General features: G+C 55.8%; 16 protein-coding genes. 3 read left to right on the top strand and 13 right to left on the bottom strand.

Annotation, left to right across the window (positions count from 1 at the left end; genetic code table 11):
- Positions 1 to 32: 32 nt before the first annotated feature.
- The 7 genes from uvrC to C1J02_RS03225 all read right to left on the bottom strand — a co-directional run bounded on the left by uvrC (position 33) and on the right by C1J02_RS03225 (position 7,212).
- The gene (gene uvrC / locus C1J02_RS03255) at positions 33 to 1,898 is read right to left on the bottom strand and encodes an excinuclease ABC subunit UvrC (protein WP_114877135.1); all 1,866 of its coding nucleotides are present in this window, start codon (positions 1,896 to 1,898) and stop codon (positions 33 to 35) included.
- A 289-nt stretch (positions 1,899 to 2,187) separates the two neighbouring features.
- Positions 2,188 to 2,967, bottom strand: coding sequence for an SDR family oxidoreductase (locus C1J02_RS03250; protein ID WP_114877134.1), 780 nt, complete (start codon positions 2,965 to 2,967; stop codon positions 2,188 to 2,190).
- 11 nt (positions 2,968 to 2,978) lie between these two features.
- Positions 2,979 to 3,929: a calcium/sodium antiporter gene (locus tag C1J02_RS03245; protein ID WP_254693192.1), complete on the bottom strand. Its 951-nt coding sequence runs from the start codon at positions 3,927 to 3,929 to the stop codon at positions 2,979 to 2,981.
- 167 nt (positions 3,930 to 4,096) lie between these two features.
- A complete protein-coding gene (locus tag C1J02_RS03240) occupies positions 4,097 to 4,894 on the bottom strand; it encodes a S49 family peptidase (RefSeq protein ID WP_114877133.1) in 798 nt (265 codons plus the stop codon).
- 53 nt (positions 4,895 to 4,947) lie between these two features.
- Entirely contained in the window at positions 4,948 to 5,709 is a 762-nt protein-coding gene (locus C1J02_RS03235) for an ABC transporter permease (RefSeq protein ID WP_114877132.1), read from the bottom strand.
- Positions 5,706 to 6,635, bottom strand: a complete 930-nt coding sequence (locus tag C1J02_RS03230; protein WP_114877131.1) for an ABC transporter ATP-binding protein — start codon at positions 6,633 to 6,635, stop codon at positions 5,706 to 5,708. Before C1J02_RS03230 ends, C1J02_RS03235 begins: the two co-directional genes overlap by 4 nt.
- Positions 6,636 to 6,696: 61 nt before the next feature.
- Positions 6,697 to 7,212 carry a CoxG family protein gene (locus tag C1J02_RS03225; RefSeq protein ID WP_114877130.1) on the bottom strand — a complete coding sequence of 172 codons (516 nt, stop codon included), beginning with the start codon at positions 7,210 to 7,212 and terminating at the stop codon, positions 6,697 to 6,699.
- A gap of 105 nt (positions 7,213 to 7,317) precedes the next feature.
- Here C1J02_RS03225 and C1J02_RS03220 point away from each other — a divergent pair, with 105 nt between their 5' ends.
- Positions 7,318 to 8,295, top strand: a complete 978-nt coding sequence (locus tag C1J02_RS03220; RefSeq protein WP_114877129.1) for a DMT family transporter — start codon at positions 7,318 to 7,320, stop codon at positions 8,293 to 8,295.
- Here the strand turns inward: C1J02_RS03220 and C1J02_RS03215 are convergent, their stop codons facing one another.
- The 6 genes from C1J02_RS03215 to C1J02_RS03190 all read right to left on the bottom strand — a co-directional run bounded on the left by C1J02_RS03215 (position 8,296) and on the right by C1J02_RS03190 (position 13,965).
- Positions 8,296 to 9,264: an NADPH:quinone oxidoreductase family protein gene (locus C1J02_RS03215; RefSeq protein ID WP_114877128.1), complete on the bottom strand. Its 969-nt coding sequence runs from the start codon at positions 9,262 to 9,264 to the stop codon at positions 8,296 to 8,298.
- A gap of 78 nt (positions 9,265 to 9,342) precedes the next feature.
- A complete protein-coding gene (locus C1J02_RS03210) occupies positions 9,343 to 9,453 on the bottom strand; it encodes a DUF2474 domain-containing protein (protein WP_114877127.1) in 111 nt (36 codons plus the stop codon).
- On the bottom strand, positions 9,453 to 10,460 hold the full coding sequence (cydB, locus tag C1J02_RS03205) for a cytochrome d ubiquinol oxidase subunit II (protein WP_114877126.1): 1,008 nt from the start codon (positions 10,458 to 10,460) through the stop codon (positions 9,453 to 9,455). Before cydB ends, C1J02_RS03210 begins: the two co-directional genes overlap by 1 nt.
- A gap of 1 nt (position 10,461) precedes the next feature.
- Positions 10,462 to 11,871: a cytochrome ubiquinol oxidase subunit I gene (locus C1J02_RS03200; RefSeq protein ID WP_114877125.1), complete on the bottom strand. Its 1,410-nt coding sequence runs from the start codon at positions 11,869 to 11,871 to the stop codon at positions 10,462 to 10,464.
- A gap of 82 nt (positions 11,872 to 11,953) precedes the next feature.
- A complete protein-coding gene (locus C1J02_RS03195) occupies positions 11,954 to 13,297 on the bottom strand; it encodes a HAMP domain-containing sensor histidine kinase (protein WP_114877124.1) in 1,344 nt (447 codons plus the stop codon).
- On the bottom strand, positions 13,294 to 13,965 hold the full coding sequence (locus C1J02_RS03190; protein WP_114877123.1) for a response regulator transcription factor: 672 nt from the start codon (positions 13,963 to 13,965) through the stop codon (positions 13,294 to 13,296). Before C1J02_RS03190 ends, C1J02_RS03195 begins: the two co-directional genes overlap by 4 nt.
- Positions 13,966 to 14,116: 151 nt before the next feature.
- On the opposite strand from C1J02_RS03190, the gene C1J02_RS03185 reads away from it, so the two are divergent.
- Positions 14,117 to 15,229, top strand: coding sequence for a Do family serine endopeptidase (locus tag C1J02_RS03185; protein WP_114877122.1), 1,113 nt, complete (start codon positions 14,117 to 14,119; stop codon positions 15,227 to 15,229).
- A 190-nt stretch (positions 15,230 to 15,419) separates the two neighbouring features.
- Positions 15,420 to 16,619 carry a sodium:proton antiporter gene (locus C1J02_RS03180; RefSeq protein ID WP_114877121.1) on the top strand — a complete coding sequence of 400 codons (1,200 nt, stop codon included), beginning with the start codon at positions 15,420 to 15,422 and terminating at the stop codon, positions 16,617 to 16,619.
- The last annotated feature ends 15 nt before the right edge of the window (positions 16,620 to 16,634 follow it).

Below are 16,634 nucleotides of genomic sequence, written 5' to 3'. Positions count from 1 at the left end.
CCCTCATCCCCGAATACGCCGTCATTGCGGGGTTATCCACGCTCGTGAAAATAGGCGTAAATCGTTTCGGCCAAGGCATCAGATACACCGTCAACGGCCTTGAGATCGCTCAAATTTGCACGCGCCACCGCTTTGGCGGATCCAAAATGCGCCAACAGTGATCTTTTGCGTGCGGCCCCGACTCCCGGCACATCATCAAGTGGCGTTGCACCAACTGCCTTGGCCCGTTTTGCGCGGTGGGTGCCAATGGCAAAGCGGTGCGCCTCGTCCCGCAGACGTTGTACAAAATACAATACCGGATCGTTGTGCCGCAGCGCCATCGGCCGTTTACCGACGCGGTGGAATTCTTCTTTGCCGGCATCCCGATCGACACCTTTGGCAACGCCAACCATCGGAATATCCTCAACCCCGTATTCCCGCATAATTGAAGCAACAGCACTGACCTGTCCCGCACCACCGTCAATCAACAAAAGATCAGGCCACATGCCGCCGTTGCGATCAGGGTCTTCTTTGATCAATCGTTTAAAGCGCCGGGTCAGCACTTCTTTCATCATGCCAAAATCGTCGCCTGGAGTCAGTTCGTCGCCGCGAATGTTAAACTTGCGGTATTGGTTTTTCATCAGGCCATCGGCACCTGCCACGATCATTGCACCAACCGCATTGGTGCCCTGAATGTGACTGTTGTCATAAACCTCAATCCGGGTTGGGGGGCCCGGCAATTCAAACGCCTCTTCCAGACCTTTCAACAGCTTGGTTTGTGTTGCGGTTTCGGCCAGTTTACGGGCGAGTGATTCACGGGCATTGCGCAGGGCACCATCCACCAGTTCCGCTTTTTCACCTCTTTGAGGGACCAGCAATTCAACTTTACGGCCGATTTTGCCGCCAAGGGCATCCGCCATCAGATCAGGGTTCTCAATCTGGTTGGACAGGATCAGTTGACGTGGCGGTTCGCGGGTATCGTAAAACTGACCAATAAACGCCTCCAACACTTCGGCGGCATCCACATCCGGTCCCACACGCGGATAGTAGTCGCGGTTACCCCAGTTTTGATTGGCACGGATGAAGAAGACCTGCACGCAGGCCTGTCCACTGTCCATGTGCAGGGCGATGATGTCAGCTTCTGACACGCCTTTGGGGTTGATCCCTTGTGCTGTTTGCACCTGGGTCAATGCCTTGATCCGATCGCGCAGGGCGGCTGCGCGTTCAAATTCCATCTCCTGTGAGGCGCGCGACATCTCGGCGGCCAGGCGCGCCTGAATGTCCGTGGTCTTACCTGTCAGGAAGCGTTCCGCATCGCGGACTGTTTGGGCATAGTCCTCTTTCGAAATTTTGCCGACGCAAGGGGCCGAACACCGTTTGATCTGGTGTTGCAGGCAGGGCCTCGTTCGACTGTCGAACATTGAGTTTGAACAGTCGCGCAGCAGAAAAACCCGCTGCAATTGGTTTAGCGTTCGGTTTACGGCACCTGCGCTGGCGAAAGGACCATAGTAGCTGCCTTTCTCTTTTTTGGCACCGCGGTGTTTTTTGATCTGAGCGAAATCGTGATCCGCTGTCACCAAGATGTTCGGAAAGCTTTTGTCATCGCGCAAGAGCACATTGAATTTGGGTTTCAGTTGCTTGATTAGATTCTGTTCCAGCAACAACGCCTCGGTCTCTGTCTTGGTGGTCAGAAACATCATCGACGTGGTGGCCGCGATCATCCGGGCAATGCGCCCGGAGTGGCCGCCGGGTCGCGCATAGTTACTGACGCGGGCTCGCAGATTACGGGCCTTACCGACATAAAGGACACGGCTTTCTGCATCCAGCATCCGGTACACCCCCGGCGAGGTGTCAATCGTTTTGAGATAACTTTGAATAACCTCATGGCCTTGCGGCGGTGCGTTGGGGATCTGGTTCATCGGGTTGTCTGATTCTCTGTCTGCGCTGCAATATGGCGTGGTCCGCTACAAGACTTAACATGTCCACGGAACTTGTGGATAACTCTGCTGATAACTTCTGGCCTTGGCAAAATTATTGTTGCTTTTGGCCCCCTTCGTGGATTTGCCTAATTTTTAGGCACCTTTGTAAGCACCTGATTTATAATGATATTTTCTTGCTATAATATCAACTCACTGAAAACAAAGGGCTTTTTGTAACAGTTTGGTAACGAAGATGGGAGACGTGCAGAACTTACGCCGCGACCCTTCGTTATTCGATCCCTACCACGTCTGGCGTTTGCCATCCAAGATGCTGTCCGCCATCTACGCAAAGCAGTTGGCCTGTCACGGCTGGTGCATCCAGAAAATAACCCAGCGCGGCCGAAATGTCGTCTGGATTGGACCCTCGGCCCAGCACCGTGTTGCGCCGTTGTGTGTCAAAATGACTGTCAGATTGGCGTTGCCCCTTCATCGTTGGGCCCGGCCCTATGGCGTTAACGCGGATTGCAGGGGCCAGTGCGCGCGCCGTGGTTTGGGTCAACGCCCAAAGTCCCATTTTCGCGAGCGTATAGGTCATGAACTCTGGCGTGAGTTTGCGCACGCGTTGGTCCACCATATTCACAATCAACCCGACAGCACGCGGTTCGCCTGTTTGGTCGGTTTCTGCTGCCAATCCCTGCGCGGCCATCGCCTGGGTCAGAACAAAGGGCGCTCGCAAATTGCTCCCCATGTGTCTGTCCCAACTGGTCAGCGTTGCAGTTGAAATTGTGTCGTATTCAAAAATCGACGCGTTGTTCACTAGACACGTGATCGGGCCGCCCAGCGCCTCTGCTGCCCTTGGCAGCAATGTCTGGATTGCCTCCTCATCCAACAGATCCGCCTGCAAAGAAACAGCCGTGCGGCCCATCGCTTTGAGTTCGGTCACGACGGCATTTGCCCCTTCGCCTGAACTGGCATAGTGCACCGCGACATCGTATCCGCGTGTGCCCAAATACAACGCCATCGCTCGGCCAAGGCGCTGCCCGGCCCCGGTTATCAGTGCACGGCCCATGCGTGGCCTCCTCAGATCAGAACAACAATCAGATAGACTGCATATAGCGCACTCAATGCAATGCCCCAGATGCGGGTGATGTCTTTGTTCAGGTAAACGAACGGAATCAAAAGCAATGATGCCGCCAGCATGACCCAGAGATCAAATCGCAGGAATTCGGGATCGACATTGATCGGGCCGACAAGGCTTGCGATGCCGATGATCGCCAGCAGGTTGAACATGTTCGAGCCGATGACATTGCCCAGTGCCACGTCTGCTTGCCTGCGCAAAGCCGCCATGACGGTGGTTGCAAGTTCCGGCAAGGATGTCCCGATCGCAACCAGCGTCAAACCGATCACTGTGTCACTGACCCCATAGGCCTGCGCGATAATCGTGGCGTTATCAACCAGCAGCCCCGCCCCCAGCGGCAGGCCAATCAGGCCCAAAACCATAAAGACCGCAATGCGCCATCCGGGCATATCGGGGTCAACGCCATCAAGCTCTTCTTCGGCGTCGCCCTTGCACGCATCTCGATGGTTTTTGGCTTCACGAAATTGATCGGCAAGCACAAAGGCAAGCGCACCCAAAAGAACCAGCGCAGCAATCCAATCAAATACACCGCGAAACGCCAGCGCTATGAAAACCACGCTGGCACCAATCATGAAATTATAGGTCTTTCGCGTGTTACATTCAGATGTGTGCATGGTGGCCAGCAGCGCGGGAATACCCAGCACAAGCAGAATGTTCGCAGTGTTTGACCCCACCACATTGCCCAATGCGATACCCGGCGCGTCATCCAGAATCGCCTTGATTGAAATCAGCAGTTCCGGCGCAGATGTTCCAAACGCCACAATTGTCAGGCTGACAATCAGTGCAGGTACCCCCAATCGCAAGGACAGGTTCACCGCCCCTTTGACCAGCGCATCGCCGGCAAGCAGCAAGATTAACAGACCCAACCCGGAAAGCAGCCAAGGCATCAGCATCAATCTGATCCTCCGCAGCCGCAGGGACCTTTACCAATCCGGTACCGGCCACAGGCCTTGCACTTTGTCTGGTTCAGACGTTTGGACCCCAGCCAGTGCATTTTTCCAAACCACGCCAAGACGCCCATAAACACCATGAACAGAAGGACTACCTTGATGACCATGAATTAAAGGCCAAAGCGCGCAAAGGCTGCGCGTTCCTCGATGCCGTGCACCGCGTCATGGACCAGTTGCACGCCGAAACGCGACAACAGACCTTTCTTTGCGCCATAGCGCCGCAATTTTACCTTCTCGCCAAAGCGTTCTTTCAACAAAGGCTGCAGATGTCCGATGCCATCAATCAAGCCCAGCTCGGTCGCGCGTTTGGCCAGCCAAATTTCACCCGTGAACAGGTCCTGCGCGTCGGTAAGCTTGCCATCACGGCGGGCTTTGACGTGGTCGATGAAATTCTCATGAATGTCTTCGAGCAACGTCTTAAGGCGTGCCACATCTTCAGGCTGTTCGGGGCGGAACGGGTCGAGCATGGATTTCGATTTTCCGGCCGTATGAACCCGCCGCTCCACCCCATGATCCTTGATGAACTCATGTGCGCCAAACGATGCCGAAATCACACCGATCGATCCGACAACTGAACTTGGGTCTGCATAGATCTCGTCTGCTGCTGCCGCCAACCAATAACCGCCAGATGCGGCCACATCTTCGACAAAAGCGATCACTGGAATGTTCTTTTCGGTCGCCAGCCGCCTGATCTGTGCCCCGATCAAGGACGATTGCACAGGGCTGCCGCCGGGCGAGTTTATCTCAAGCGCCACAGCAACAGGTTTTCCCTTTCCAAATGCTTTTTCAAGCACCGGTGCAAGAGTGGCGTCGTTCAATGCTGACCGACTTTGAGGCCCGATCACACCCGAGAGGCGGACCACGGCAACGGTGGGTTCAGATTTCAGGAAAGGGATCCAGCGTTTCATACCAACCCATGTAGAGCGCTAGACACAGGCAAACAAGCCAAGTTCCCAAAGGTTTATTGCCGTATCCGCCAACCGGTGTGGAAAATCCACCAGATCACCGCCATGCACAGCCCGGTAAACAGGCCAATCGCCAGCAAACTGGCTAGAATTGGCACATCTGCCGACCCAAAGAAAGCCCAGCGGAATCCTGAAATCAGATACACCACCGGGTTAAAATGCGAAATGACCTGCCAGACAGGCGGCAGCATCGAGATGGAGTAAAACGACCCGCCAAGAAAGACGAGCGGTGTGACGATCAAAAGCGGTACCAACTGCAGCTGTTCAAAGCTGCCGGCCCAAATACCGATAATAAATCCCATCAAAGCAAAGCTGATACAGGTGAGAACCAGAAACGCGACCATCGCAAAGGGATGTGCAATTGAAATATCGACAAAGAAAAACGCAGTGATCAGGATGATCACCCCAATGAACAACGCCTTGGTCGCCGCCGCCCCGACATAGCCGATCACGATCTCGAAAAAGTTGATCGGTGCAGAGAGCAATTCAAAAATCGTACCGATGAATTTCGGGAAATAGATGCCAAATGACGCGTTTGATATCGCCTGGGTGATCACGCTGAGCATGATCAGACCCGGTACGATGAACGCACCATAGCTGACACCCTCAACCTCTTGGATGCGGCTGCCGATGGCCGCACCAAAGACCACGAAATAAAGCGATGTGGACAGTACGGGCGAGATGATGCTTTGCGCGATGGTGCGGAAAAACCGTGCCATTTCAAAGGCGTAAATGGAACTGATCGCCGTCCAGTTCATGCCGCATCCTCCTGAACCAAATCGACAAAGATATCTTCGAGGCTGCTTTGCCGGGTCATCACATCCGTCAGTACCAGACCAGCCTTTGAAACGTCGGCCAACAGCTTGGTGATGCCTGTCCGTTCCGCCCTCGTGTCATAGGTGTAGATCAGTGTGGTGCCGTCCTCAGAAAGCGTCAGTGCGTCCGATTGCAGCGCCTTTGGCAGCGCCTTGATTGGTTTGCTCAATTGTACTTCCAGTTGCTTCTTGCCCATTCGCGCCATCAGCTTGGCCTTGTCTTCAATTAGCAACAGTGCGCCATGTGCAATCACACCGACACGATCGGCAATCGCCTCCGCTTCTTCGATGTAATGTGTGGTCAGAATGATGGTCACGCCATCAGCCTTCAGGTCTGCCACAATTTCCCACATGTCTTTGCGCAGCTCAACGTCAACACCAGCGGTGGGTTCATCCAGAAACAACACCCGTGGGTCATGCGCCAGCGCCTTGGCAATCAAAACCCGCCGTTTCATCCCGCCAGAGAGCGCCCTGATCTGGCTGTCTTTCTTGTCCCACAATGACAATTGGCGCAGAATTCGTTCAAGCGCGGCATCGTCCTTTGGTTTGCCAAACAACCCGCGCGAAAAGCGAACCGTGTTGATCACTTTTTCAAAGGGTTCCAGATTAATTTCCTGCGGCACCAGCCCGATCATCGAACGGGCAGCGCGGTATCCGGTGATGATGTCATGGCCCCCAACAGTCACGGTGCCGTCCGTCGGCGTTGTGATCCCGCATATGGTGGAAATCAACGTGGTCTTACCCGCGCCGTTCGGGCCGAGCAGCGCCAGAATCTCTCCTTCGTGTATTTCCAGATCAACGCCTTTGAGCGCCTCAAAGCCACCGTCATAGGATTTACGCAGGTTCTTGATGTCCACAATGGTCGGCATGGGGCTCTCCGCTAAATGTCGCGGCAACCTAAACCGGAAAATCACAAGTGAACAGACCGGTTCAGTCTTTGGACCTTCCGAACCAACCTTTTTTGGCAGGGCCCTCTGTGGCGTCGTTTTCGGCTGTGTCCTCGGTCGGGCCTTCAAGTGATTCCTGAAGGTTGTTAAAGAACTGATCGGCCATCTTTTTGGCAAAGCCGTCAATAATCCGACTGCCAAGTTGTGCCAGCTTGCCACCCACCTTGGCCTCAACGTCATAACTTAGCTCAGTGCCACCATCCTTGGCTGACAACCGGACCTCGGCACCGCCTTTGGCAAAGCCAGCAGCCCCACCTTTCCCTTCGCCTGTGATGGTCAATGATTGATCCGGCACCAGATCACTCAGCGTGACCTGACCTTTGAACGTGGCCTTAACCGGCCCAACCTTTTGCACGACAGTCGCCTCGTAGCCGTCTTCGACGGACCCCGTCACATCCTGTGCGCCCGGCACACATTTTTGCAACATGTCCGGATCCAGCAATGCGGCATAGACGGCGGATGGCGGAACTGCGATCTGGCGGGTGTCTGACATCTGCATCGGGGTGGCTCCTTTGGCTTTCGGGTTTGAACCTAGCCGAGAATCAAAGCGCGCGCCAACACCAAAGGCGCTGGACTATGCAGCCAAGCTTGATAGGTCTGGACCATGAACACCGCCCCGCAGAACCGCGCCGGATTGGCAATCTTGTTTGTCCTTATCGGGGTCGGTGCGATCTCCATCAATGACATGCTGATTAAACAGCTGTCGGGCGGGTATCCTTTGCATCAGATCGTGTTTGCACGCTCTGCAATCGGGATCATCATTAGCCTTGGTTTGGTCAAGCTCGAAGGTGGCTGGCATCTGCTCAGGACCAAACATCCCGGTTTGCATGTTCTGCGTGGGGTTCTGGTTGTGATCGCCAACATGGCGTTTTTCCTAGCGCTTGCAGCACTGCCACTGGCCGAAGCGACCGCGCTGTTCTTTGCGGCACCTCTCTTTATCACGCTGCTGTCCATCCCGATCCTGGGTGAAAAAGTCGGCGTCATGCGTCTGAGCGCGGTGGCTGTCGGTTTTGTCGGTGTGGTCATCATGCAGCGCCCCTGGGCAGGCGATGAAACCCTGCACGCCTCGCGGTTGGTGCTGTTGTTGCCGGTCTTGGCCGCAGTCACTTATGCGCTCAACCAGTTGATGACCCGCAAACTCGGCGTCACTGCCAAAGCATCGGTGCTGTCACTCTATATTCAGGCGGTGTTCATTGTCGTTTCGGTCGCATTTTATCTGGTTGCGGGCGACGGTCGGTTTGTTGACGAAACGTCCATGGCATCCATGCAATTCCTGCTGCGCGCTTGGGTCTGGCCCGCCCCGGGTGATGGCTGGGTTTTTTGGGGGCTTGGGTTGAACGCCGCCATCATTGGGTATTGTTTAAGCCAGGCCTACCGCATGGCAGATGCGGCCACCGTGGCCCCGTTTGAATATGTCGGGCTGCCTTTGGCTGTCTTTTGGGGCTTTGTGATCTTTGGCGACCTGCCATCTTGGGAAGTCTGGGTGGGCATCGCACTTATCCTTGGGTCGGGCCTTTTTGTATTCCTGCGCGAACGGCAAAAAGCCCGCAACATCACTCGGGCCCAAGGCGGGCGACGATAGCTATTTCGATGTCACCTGCACGACCACCTTTCCGGTCGCCTTGCGGGTACGCAACAGCTCCAGCGCCTCGTTGGCCTGATCCAATGGCAGAACATGACTGACATGCGGTTTCAGCTTGCCCTGAACATACCATCGGGTCAGTTCCTTGAAACTGTCGGTCAATACCGACGGTTTGATCCGGGCATATGCACCCCAGTAAAATCCTAGCACTGTCAGGTTCTTGACCAGCAGGATGTTTGCCGGGATTTGCGGCACGTCACCAGAGGCAAAACCAAGCGGGATCAACCGCGCCTCGGGGTTACAGGCCCGCATCGCCGCTTTGAATTGATCGCCACCGACGGGGTCATAAACCACATCTGCCCCGCCCAGCGCCTTGACTATTTCGCGGATGTCGTCCGTCTTTGAATTGATCAGATGGTCGGCCCCGGCCGCTTTGCAGACCTCAAGTTTGTCCGCACCGCGCGCGCAGGCGATCACTTCGGCACCCATCAGTTTGCCCAACTCGACAGCGGTTAATCCAATCCCACCAGAGGCACCCAAAACCAACAACCGTTCACCCGGTTGCAAGCGCGCCTTATAGGCCAGCCCCACATGGCTGGTGCCATAGGCGATCAGGAATGCGGCGGCATCGACTGCATTCATCTCATCCGGGATGGGGACACAAACATCGGCAGGGATTGCAGCATATTCTGCAAGCCCGTTGAAGCCGGTGTAGGCCGCTATACGTTGACCCACTTTTAAATGATCCACACCGTCGCCAAGCGCAGTGATTGTTCCCGCAAGCTCCATCCCAAGGGTGAACGGCAAGGGTGGCTTTTCCTGATACGTCCCTTTGATGATCAGCAGGTCGCCAAAGTTCAACCCGCAAGTGTCAATCTGAACCAACACCTGACCTTTTTCAGGGACAGGCATCTGCAATACCTGCATCGACAATGGCTGATCATAGGCGGTGACTTGCATGGCACGCATCAGGCGGCTCCCTCGTTTGAATTTGGTGCAGAGTGGCCAGTGGGTGGAACATTGGCAAGAGGATGATCGTCACGTCACCTAGCCTGCGAAAATCACCATCCGAATGCCGTAGGCAACACCGGCCAGCACCAGCACCGATGCCACCCAGATCAACACAAACCAGCCAACGCGCCTGACCCAGGGCGGCATCAATGATAGCCCTCATCGGGGTCAACCTTGCCGCGAAATACCCAATAGGCATAGGCAGTGTAACCCAGAATCATTGGCAACAGGACCAGGGTGCCAACCAGCGCAAAGGCCAATGAACTGTCTGGCGCTGCGGCCTCGGCAATCGTGAGGCTCGGGGGGACGATATGGGGATAAAAGCTGATCCCGATCCCGACAAATCCGAGGACGAAAAGCGAAAGAGCGCACAAAAAAGGACGTATCTCGCGGCCCGTGCGTATCCCTTGAAATAGCCCCAGTACTGCCAAGCCAACCAACACTGGCACCAAAACGCTAAACGCGGCAGTCGGCCAAGCGAACCAGCGGCCAAAGAACTCTTCATTCTGGAAGGGCGTCCAAAGGCTGACCAGCGCCATAAACACCAGCGTCGCAATTGCCAGAGGCCAGACAAGTCCGCGCATGTGTTCCTGGATGCGCCCCACCAGTTTCATGTTCAGCCAGGTCGCGCCAAGCAGCGCATAGCCAACGGTGACCGCCACCCCGGTCAGCACGGAAAACGGGCTCAGCCAATCCCACCAGCCCCCGGCATAAGCGCGGCCTTCAATCTCGATCCCTTGCACCAGTGCACCCAGCGCAATGCCCTGACACATTGCTGCGGTTAGCGATCCGCCAAAAAATGCCATGTCCCAAAACGGCTTGAAACGCTTGGTGCGCCAACGGTATTCAAACGCCACACCGCGAAACACCAGCCCAAGCAACATCAGTGTGATCGGAATATAAAGCGCGGGCATGATGACGGCATAGGCCAAGGGGAACACGGCAAAAAGCCCGCCACCCCCCAGCACCAGCCACGTTTCATTGCCATCCCAGATCGGGGCCACGGAATTCATCATCACATTGCGTTCGCCTTCGTCCTTGGTCAGAGGAAACAGCAACCCGACGCCAAGGTCGAAGCCATCCAGAATGACATAGATCAGCACAGCGAGCGCGATAATCCCTGCCCAGATGAACGATAGTTCCAATCCAAACATATCAGGTGTCTCCTTTTGCCTGGCTCTGCGCCATCGGGGTGGTGCCTGCTGTGCGTGTGGGCGCGTCATCTCGCAACGGCTGCGCGCTGACCACTTTGACCGACTGGCCCATCATCCGCAGGATGTAGAAAGTCCCTGCCCCAAAAACAAAGAAATAGACGACAATGAACGCGACAAGGGACGCAGCCACCGCCGGGGCCGCCACTGGTGCCAGACTGTCAGAGGTGCGCAGCAGGCCATAAACCGTATACGGTTGCCGCCCCACCTCGGTGGTGATCCAGCCCGCGAGGACCGCGATAAACCCGGTCGGCCCCATCACGATCGCCGCACGGTGCAGCATTGGCGCGTCAAAGAGACGCCCGCGCATGCGCGCCCAGAGCCCCCACAGGCCAAGACCCAACATCGCAAAACCAAGGCCAATCATCACGCGAAATGAGAAAAAGACAATCGCGACAGGCGGTTCATCCTCGTCTGGGATTGTGTCCAATCCGGCCAACGGCGCGTTCAGATCATGCTTGAGGATCAGCGAGGACAGCTTGGGTATTTCAACTGAATAATCGATCCGTTTTTCTGCCGCATTCGGGATGCCGAACAAGATCAGCGGCGCGCCATCTTCGTGGCTGTCGTAGTGGCCTTCCATCGCCATCACCTTGGCTGGTTGATGTTCCAACGTATTCAGCCCGTGAAAATCGCCCGCGAGAATTTGCAATGGCGTGACCAGTACGAGCATCCACATTGCCATCGAAAACATCCGGCGGCTGGGGTTGTCAGACCGGTCGCGCAGCAGATGCAGCGCACCCACGGCCCCCACCACCAAAGCGGTGGTCAAAAACGCCGCCAACACCATATGCACCAACCGGTAGGGAAACGACGGATTAAACACGATCTGCCACCAATCGAGAGGGATAAACTGGCCTACGTCATTCATCCCGAAACCGGCAGGGGTCTGCATCCAAGAATTTACCGACAATATCCAGGTGGCCGACACCAGCGTCCCAAAAGCGACCATGCCTGTGGCAAACATATGCAAGCCGTTGCCCACGCGCTTGCGACCAAAAAGCATGATGCCAAGAAACCCGGCTTCCAGAAAGAACGCCGAAAGAACCTCATAGGCCATCAATGGCCCCAAAACTGGCCCCGCCTTGTCCGAAAAAACGGACCAGTTGGTGCCAAATTGATATGACATGACAATGCCCGACACGACGCCCATGCCAAAAGCCACCGCAAATATTTTCTTCCAGTAATCGAATAATACGCGGAACGTATCATCACCGGTCCATAACCAGCGTGCATTCAGAACGGCCAGGAAACTGGCTAGCCCGATCGAAAATGCCGGGAAGATAATGTGAAACGATATGGTGAATGCAAATTGCATCCGGGCCAATGTCTCAGCGGTGAACCCATCAAACATGGTGAAATCCTCGCACCTTAATTTGGCGTATAATATGGTGCGTCATCGCCGGGCGCACAGGCGCATAACGCCGCACGTACACCTAGAAGAGAATAATCGCGCTTAGCCCCGGCGCATTTTCGCCCAGTTCAAATTCTGCGCCGTGCAGCTTTGCCACTGCATCGACCAAGCTTAGGCCCAGTCCATTGCCCGGCGTGTGCCTGCTGCGATCCAGACGGTAAAGCCGACGCACTGCCTTGTCTCTTTCATCCAGCGGAATGCCCGGTCCTGTATCCGTGACGCGGAGGCGTGGACGCCCTTTATGTCGGTCCAGAGCGACCGTAATGGTGGTGTCGCGCGGCGTGTGGCGCATTGCGTTTTCCAGCAAATTAGAAAGCATTTGCCCCAAGAGCGCCCGATCACCGGTCACAATCAGGGACTCCTCGGCCAAATCGCTTTGCAATATTTGCCCATGTTCGACGGCTGCAGGCTCAAACACCTCGACTATCGTTCGGCATAAGGCGGTCAAATCAACCGGTGTAAAGCGCGCTTTGGGTGATCCTGCTTCGACTTGGGCAAGCTGTAAAAGGGACTGAAAGACCGACGCGATACCATCCAATTCTTCCTGAGCCTTGTCGACCAAAGCGGCCTGATCCGAGCCGTCCTTGGTGATATGGGCCAATGCGTCGAGGTGCACAGATACCCGCTGGATCGGGGTTTTCAGGTCGTGAGCGATATCTAAAGACACTTGTTTGAGCGCTGCAACAGAGGTCTCCTGCGCGCCTGCCATCTCGTTCAGCTTGCCGCCGATTTGTCTCAGGTCGTCGGACCAGCGCGGCCCGATTTCGACACGCGCGCTAAGGTTGCCGGAGGTCATATCGTCAAGCGCACGGCCCACGACCTCAACGTGCCGCTTTGAGCGCCGCGCGAGGATCAGACCGCCGGAAAGCGCAATCAGCACTGTAGGCAAAAGGGAGATCAGCAATATATTCACAAATACATCGCCAAGTGCTGCAATCTCGGCGCGGCTGCGTGCGATGGTCAGCAATCCACCAAAAAGCGGTTCGGTGAGGGTCAGATAGGCACCGTCATATTCGGCCCTATCTGCATCCAATGATATGATGTGGAAACCTTCGTCATCGCGCGCGATGGCACCGTTGCCGTAAATCTGGCCGCTGGGCGACACATAGCTCAGTATCAGACGGTTGGGGTCAGTTTCGCGCGATTCCGCCTTGACCAAAAGCGCCACGGCGCGGGCATTTGGAGCGGCCCGGAAGCCGGCCAGATCCTGTGCGAGATCGGCGCGGATGGCCTGTTCGAACGAGGATTGGGTAACGGCATAGCTGGCCGCTAGGCTCAGCAGACTGACCGCTGAAAACAAGCCCACCATCAGAACCGCCAGCCGCAACGGCATTGACCGCCATAGCTGGGACAGCCGCGCGTTCATCCGATTATCCTGTATCCCGCACCGCGCACGGTCTGGATCAGTTCTGTCTCGAACGGTTTGTCCACCTTGGCGCGCAACCGGCTGATGTGCGTTTCAACCACATTCGTCATTGGATCAAAACTGAGGTCCCAGACCGATTCAAGCAGCATCGTACGGGTCTGCACCCTGCCCTTTCGCCGCAGCAAATGTTCCAGCAATTGGAATTCTCGGGGCAACAGATCGATTTCAACGTTCCCGCGTGTCACTTTGCGGGTGATCAGGTTCATCGTAAGGTCGCGTGCGCAAAGCGTTGTTTGTTGTTCCAAAGCTTGCGGTCGGCGCGCAAGCGCCGCCACCCGTGCGGATAATTCGCCAAAAGAAAAGGGTTTGAGCAGATAGTCATCCGCACCCGCGTTCAGCCCAGCGATCCGATCCTCGACATCGCCCATCGCGGTTAGCAACAGCACTGGCACCCGGTTGCCAGCGCCCCGCAATGTCTTGAGCAAAGTCAGCCCATCCACTTCGGGCAACATCCGGTCCACGACAAGCACATCGTGTCCCCCACCAGTCGCCGCGATAAGCCCGGCCCGACCATCGGTGACCAGATCCACCACATGCCCTTCTTCACGCAATCCGCGCGCAACATAAGCCCCGGTGGTCGCATCATCTTCGATCACAAGCAGTTTCATCTGGGTTCGGTCCTGAATTCCAACATACCCTATATAGCCACCCTGCCGCCGATGTGGGGCAATCTTACAAATTTGTATAGCCAATCAAAGAACGCTGTAAGCCGCAGGTCTCATGTGGGGAGGGTAACAACAGAATGCGAGGAGCATCTCAATGAAATCCTTCCTTAACAAATCACCTCATGTCGCAGCACTGGCGCTGAGCGCGGCGCTTGTATCTACATCTGCACTCACATTGGCACCTTCCGCCGCTTTCGCCGTACCCCCCGGTGGCTATGCCGATCTGGTTGAGGCCGTTTCACCCGCGGTCGTGTTCATCGAAGTCACAACAAAGGCCCAAGATGCCAACGTCACATTGCCACAGAACATGCCGGATGCGCTGCGCAAGCAGTTTGAAGAAATGTTGCCGGGTAGGGACGGCGCGCCCATGCCTCGGCAGGGGCTTGGCTCTGGTTTCATCATATCCAATGACGGGCAGATCGTGACCAATCATCACGTCGTTGAGGGCGCTGAAGAGGTCACCGTCAAGCTTGCGGATGGGCGCAGTTTTGTTGCCATGGTGGTCGGCAGCGACCCGATGACCGATATCGCGGTCCTGAAGATCGAGGCAGATGTCGACTTGCCTTTCGTTGAATTTGGCACATCCGAGACGTTGCGCGTCGGGGATGAAGTGGTTGCTGTCGGTAACCCCTTTGGTCTTGGTGGCACAGTGACGTCCGGCATTATCTCGGCCCTGTCGCGTGACATTCATGCAGGCCCTTTTGATGACTTCATTCAGACCGACGCCGCAATCAATCGCGGGAATTCAGGCGGACCGCTCTTTAATAACAATGGTGATGTGATTGGTGTGAACACCGCGATCATCTCACCAGGTGGCGGGTCTGTCGGGATCGGCTTTGCGGTGCCTTCTGACCTGGTGCAAATGGTCGTTGCTGACCTTGCTGATGACGGCCTGATTGCGCGCGGCTGGCTGGGCGTCAATATCCGCCCCATGACCGAAGAAGTCGCCAATGTTCTGGGCTATGACACGCCCAAGGGTGCCGTGATCGAAGCCGTTGCGGAAGACAGCCCTGCAGCAACGGCGGGCTTGAAAAAAGGCGATATCATCTTGTCTTTCAATGACGCTGAAATCACGGAACTGCGCGATCTGACACGGGCGGTGGCAACGACCACACCCGACGCGACGGCCAAGATTGTCGTGCTGCGTAAAGGGACAGAGCAGACATTGGACGTCACCATCGGCGCGCTCAAACCCAAGGCGGCCTGAACAATCGTCACCATTTCCGGCGTTGGTCCCCAACGCCGGATAGCCACCGCAGGGTTCGCCTGCGGGGCATCTGCTTGCGGTGTTGGGGAGGTATCGCAAGTATGATTTCCTTCCCCAGACGGTTCTTGGCATTGGCAGCAGCGATGCCGCATAGTCACCTTGCGCGCCCAATTGTTTGCAAGGGAAGATCATGACCACGCCCAGCCTTTTGTTACTTACGATTTTAGCGGCATTTGGCCTCTACGCCCTTCTAAGCAAAGCAATTGACCGCAGCATTTTGACGCTTCCGTTAATCTTTACACTGGTAGGTCTGGCCTTGTCCGAGCCGGTTACACGTCACGGCAATCCAGAGGTGCTGTCTGAAGGAAAGCGCCTTTTGGCAGAGATTACGCTGATCCTGATTTTGTTTTCGGATGCCAGCCACGTGCGGTTTTCTCAGCTACGGAAGAACTGGGTATTGCCAGCGCGCATGTTGGTGGTTGGAATGCCACTGACAGTTGGGCTTGGCACAGTTATCGTATTTTGGCTGAACCCCGCCTCGGGCTTTGCGATGGCACTATTAACCGCTGCGGTACTCACCCCGACCGATGCCGCCTTGGGTCAGGCGGTGCTGAAAAGCCCGGATGTGCCCGAGAAATTGAGCGAAACGATTAATGTGGAAAGTGGGCTGAACGATGGTCTGGCACTGCCTTTCGTGCTGCTGGGTGCATTGCTGGTGTCCGCTGAAATTGGCCAGGCAGAAACGGGTTCATTGGCCATTTCATCTGTTTTGCAGATCATAGTCGGGCCATTGGCCGGCATCGCTATTGGTTGGGCCATGGCGCGCCTGACGGACGCCGCCCAAGACCGTGATCTTATGGGCGAGGCCGCGGGCGGGATCGTTTTCCTTTCAACAGCCTTTGGCGCGTACCTGATGTCAGAGCAGATTGGCGGCAACGGTTTCATTTCCGCATTTGTTGCCGGGATGGTCTTTGGTAATTCTTATCGCCACGACATTCATTTCATCACAGAATTTATGGAAGACGTCGGTCAGCTTCTGACAATGGCGGCGTTTTTGGTGTTTGGCGCAATCTTGCTGACGGATGGCCTGTTGCACATGACGCCCAAAGTGTTTGTGTTGGCGATCCTGTTTCTGACAGTTGTGCGGATGGCTCCCATATTTCTATCTCTTGCAGGGACGGGTTTGACGGTACGCGACAAATTATTTCTTGGCTGGTTTGGCCCGCGCGGTTTGGCCTCAATCCTGTTTACCCTTATCATCGTGGACGAATTTGATCTGCCGGGCGAAGCCGAATTGCTGGCCTGTGTCTCTATGACCGTTGCAATGTCAGTACTGCTGCATGGGTTGTCAGCCACGCCTTTTGCAAAGATGATGCGGGCGCGGGTTTGACCGCTGAAAAATGCT

This window comes from Sulfitobacter sp. SK011 (assembly GCF_003352065.1).
GTDB lineage: Bacteria > Pseudomonadota > Alphaproteobacteria > Rhodobacterales > Rhodobacteraceae > Sulfitobacter.
The sequence above is the reverse complement of the archived record's forward strand: the minus strand, read 5'-3'. Positions and strand labels throughout refer to the sequence as shown.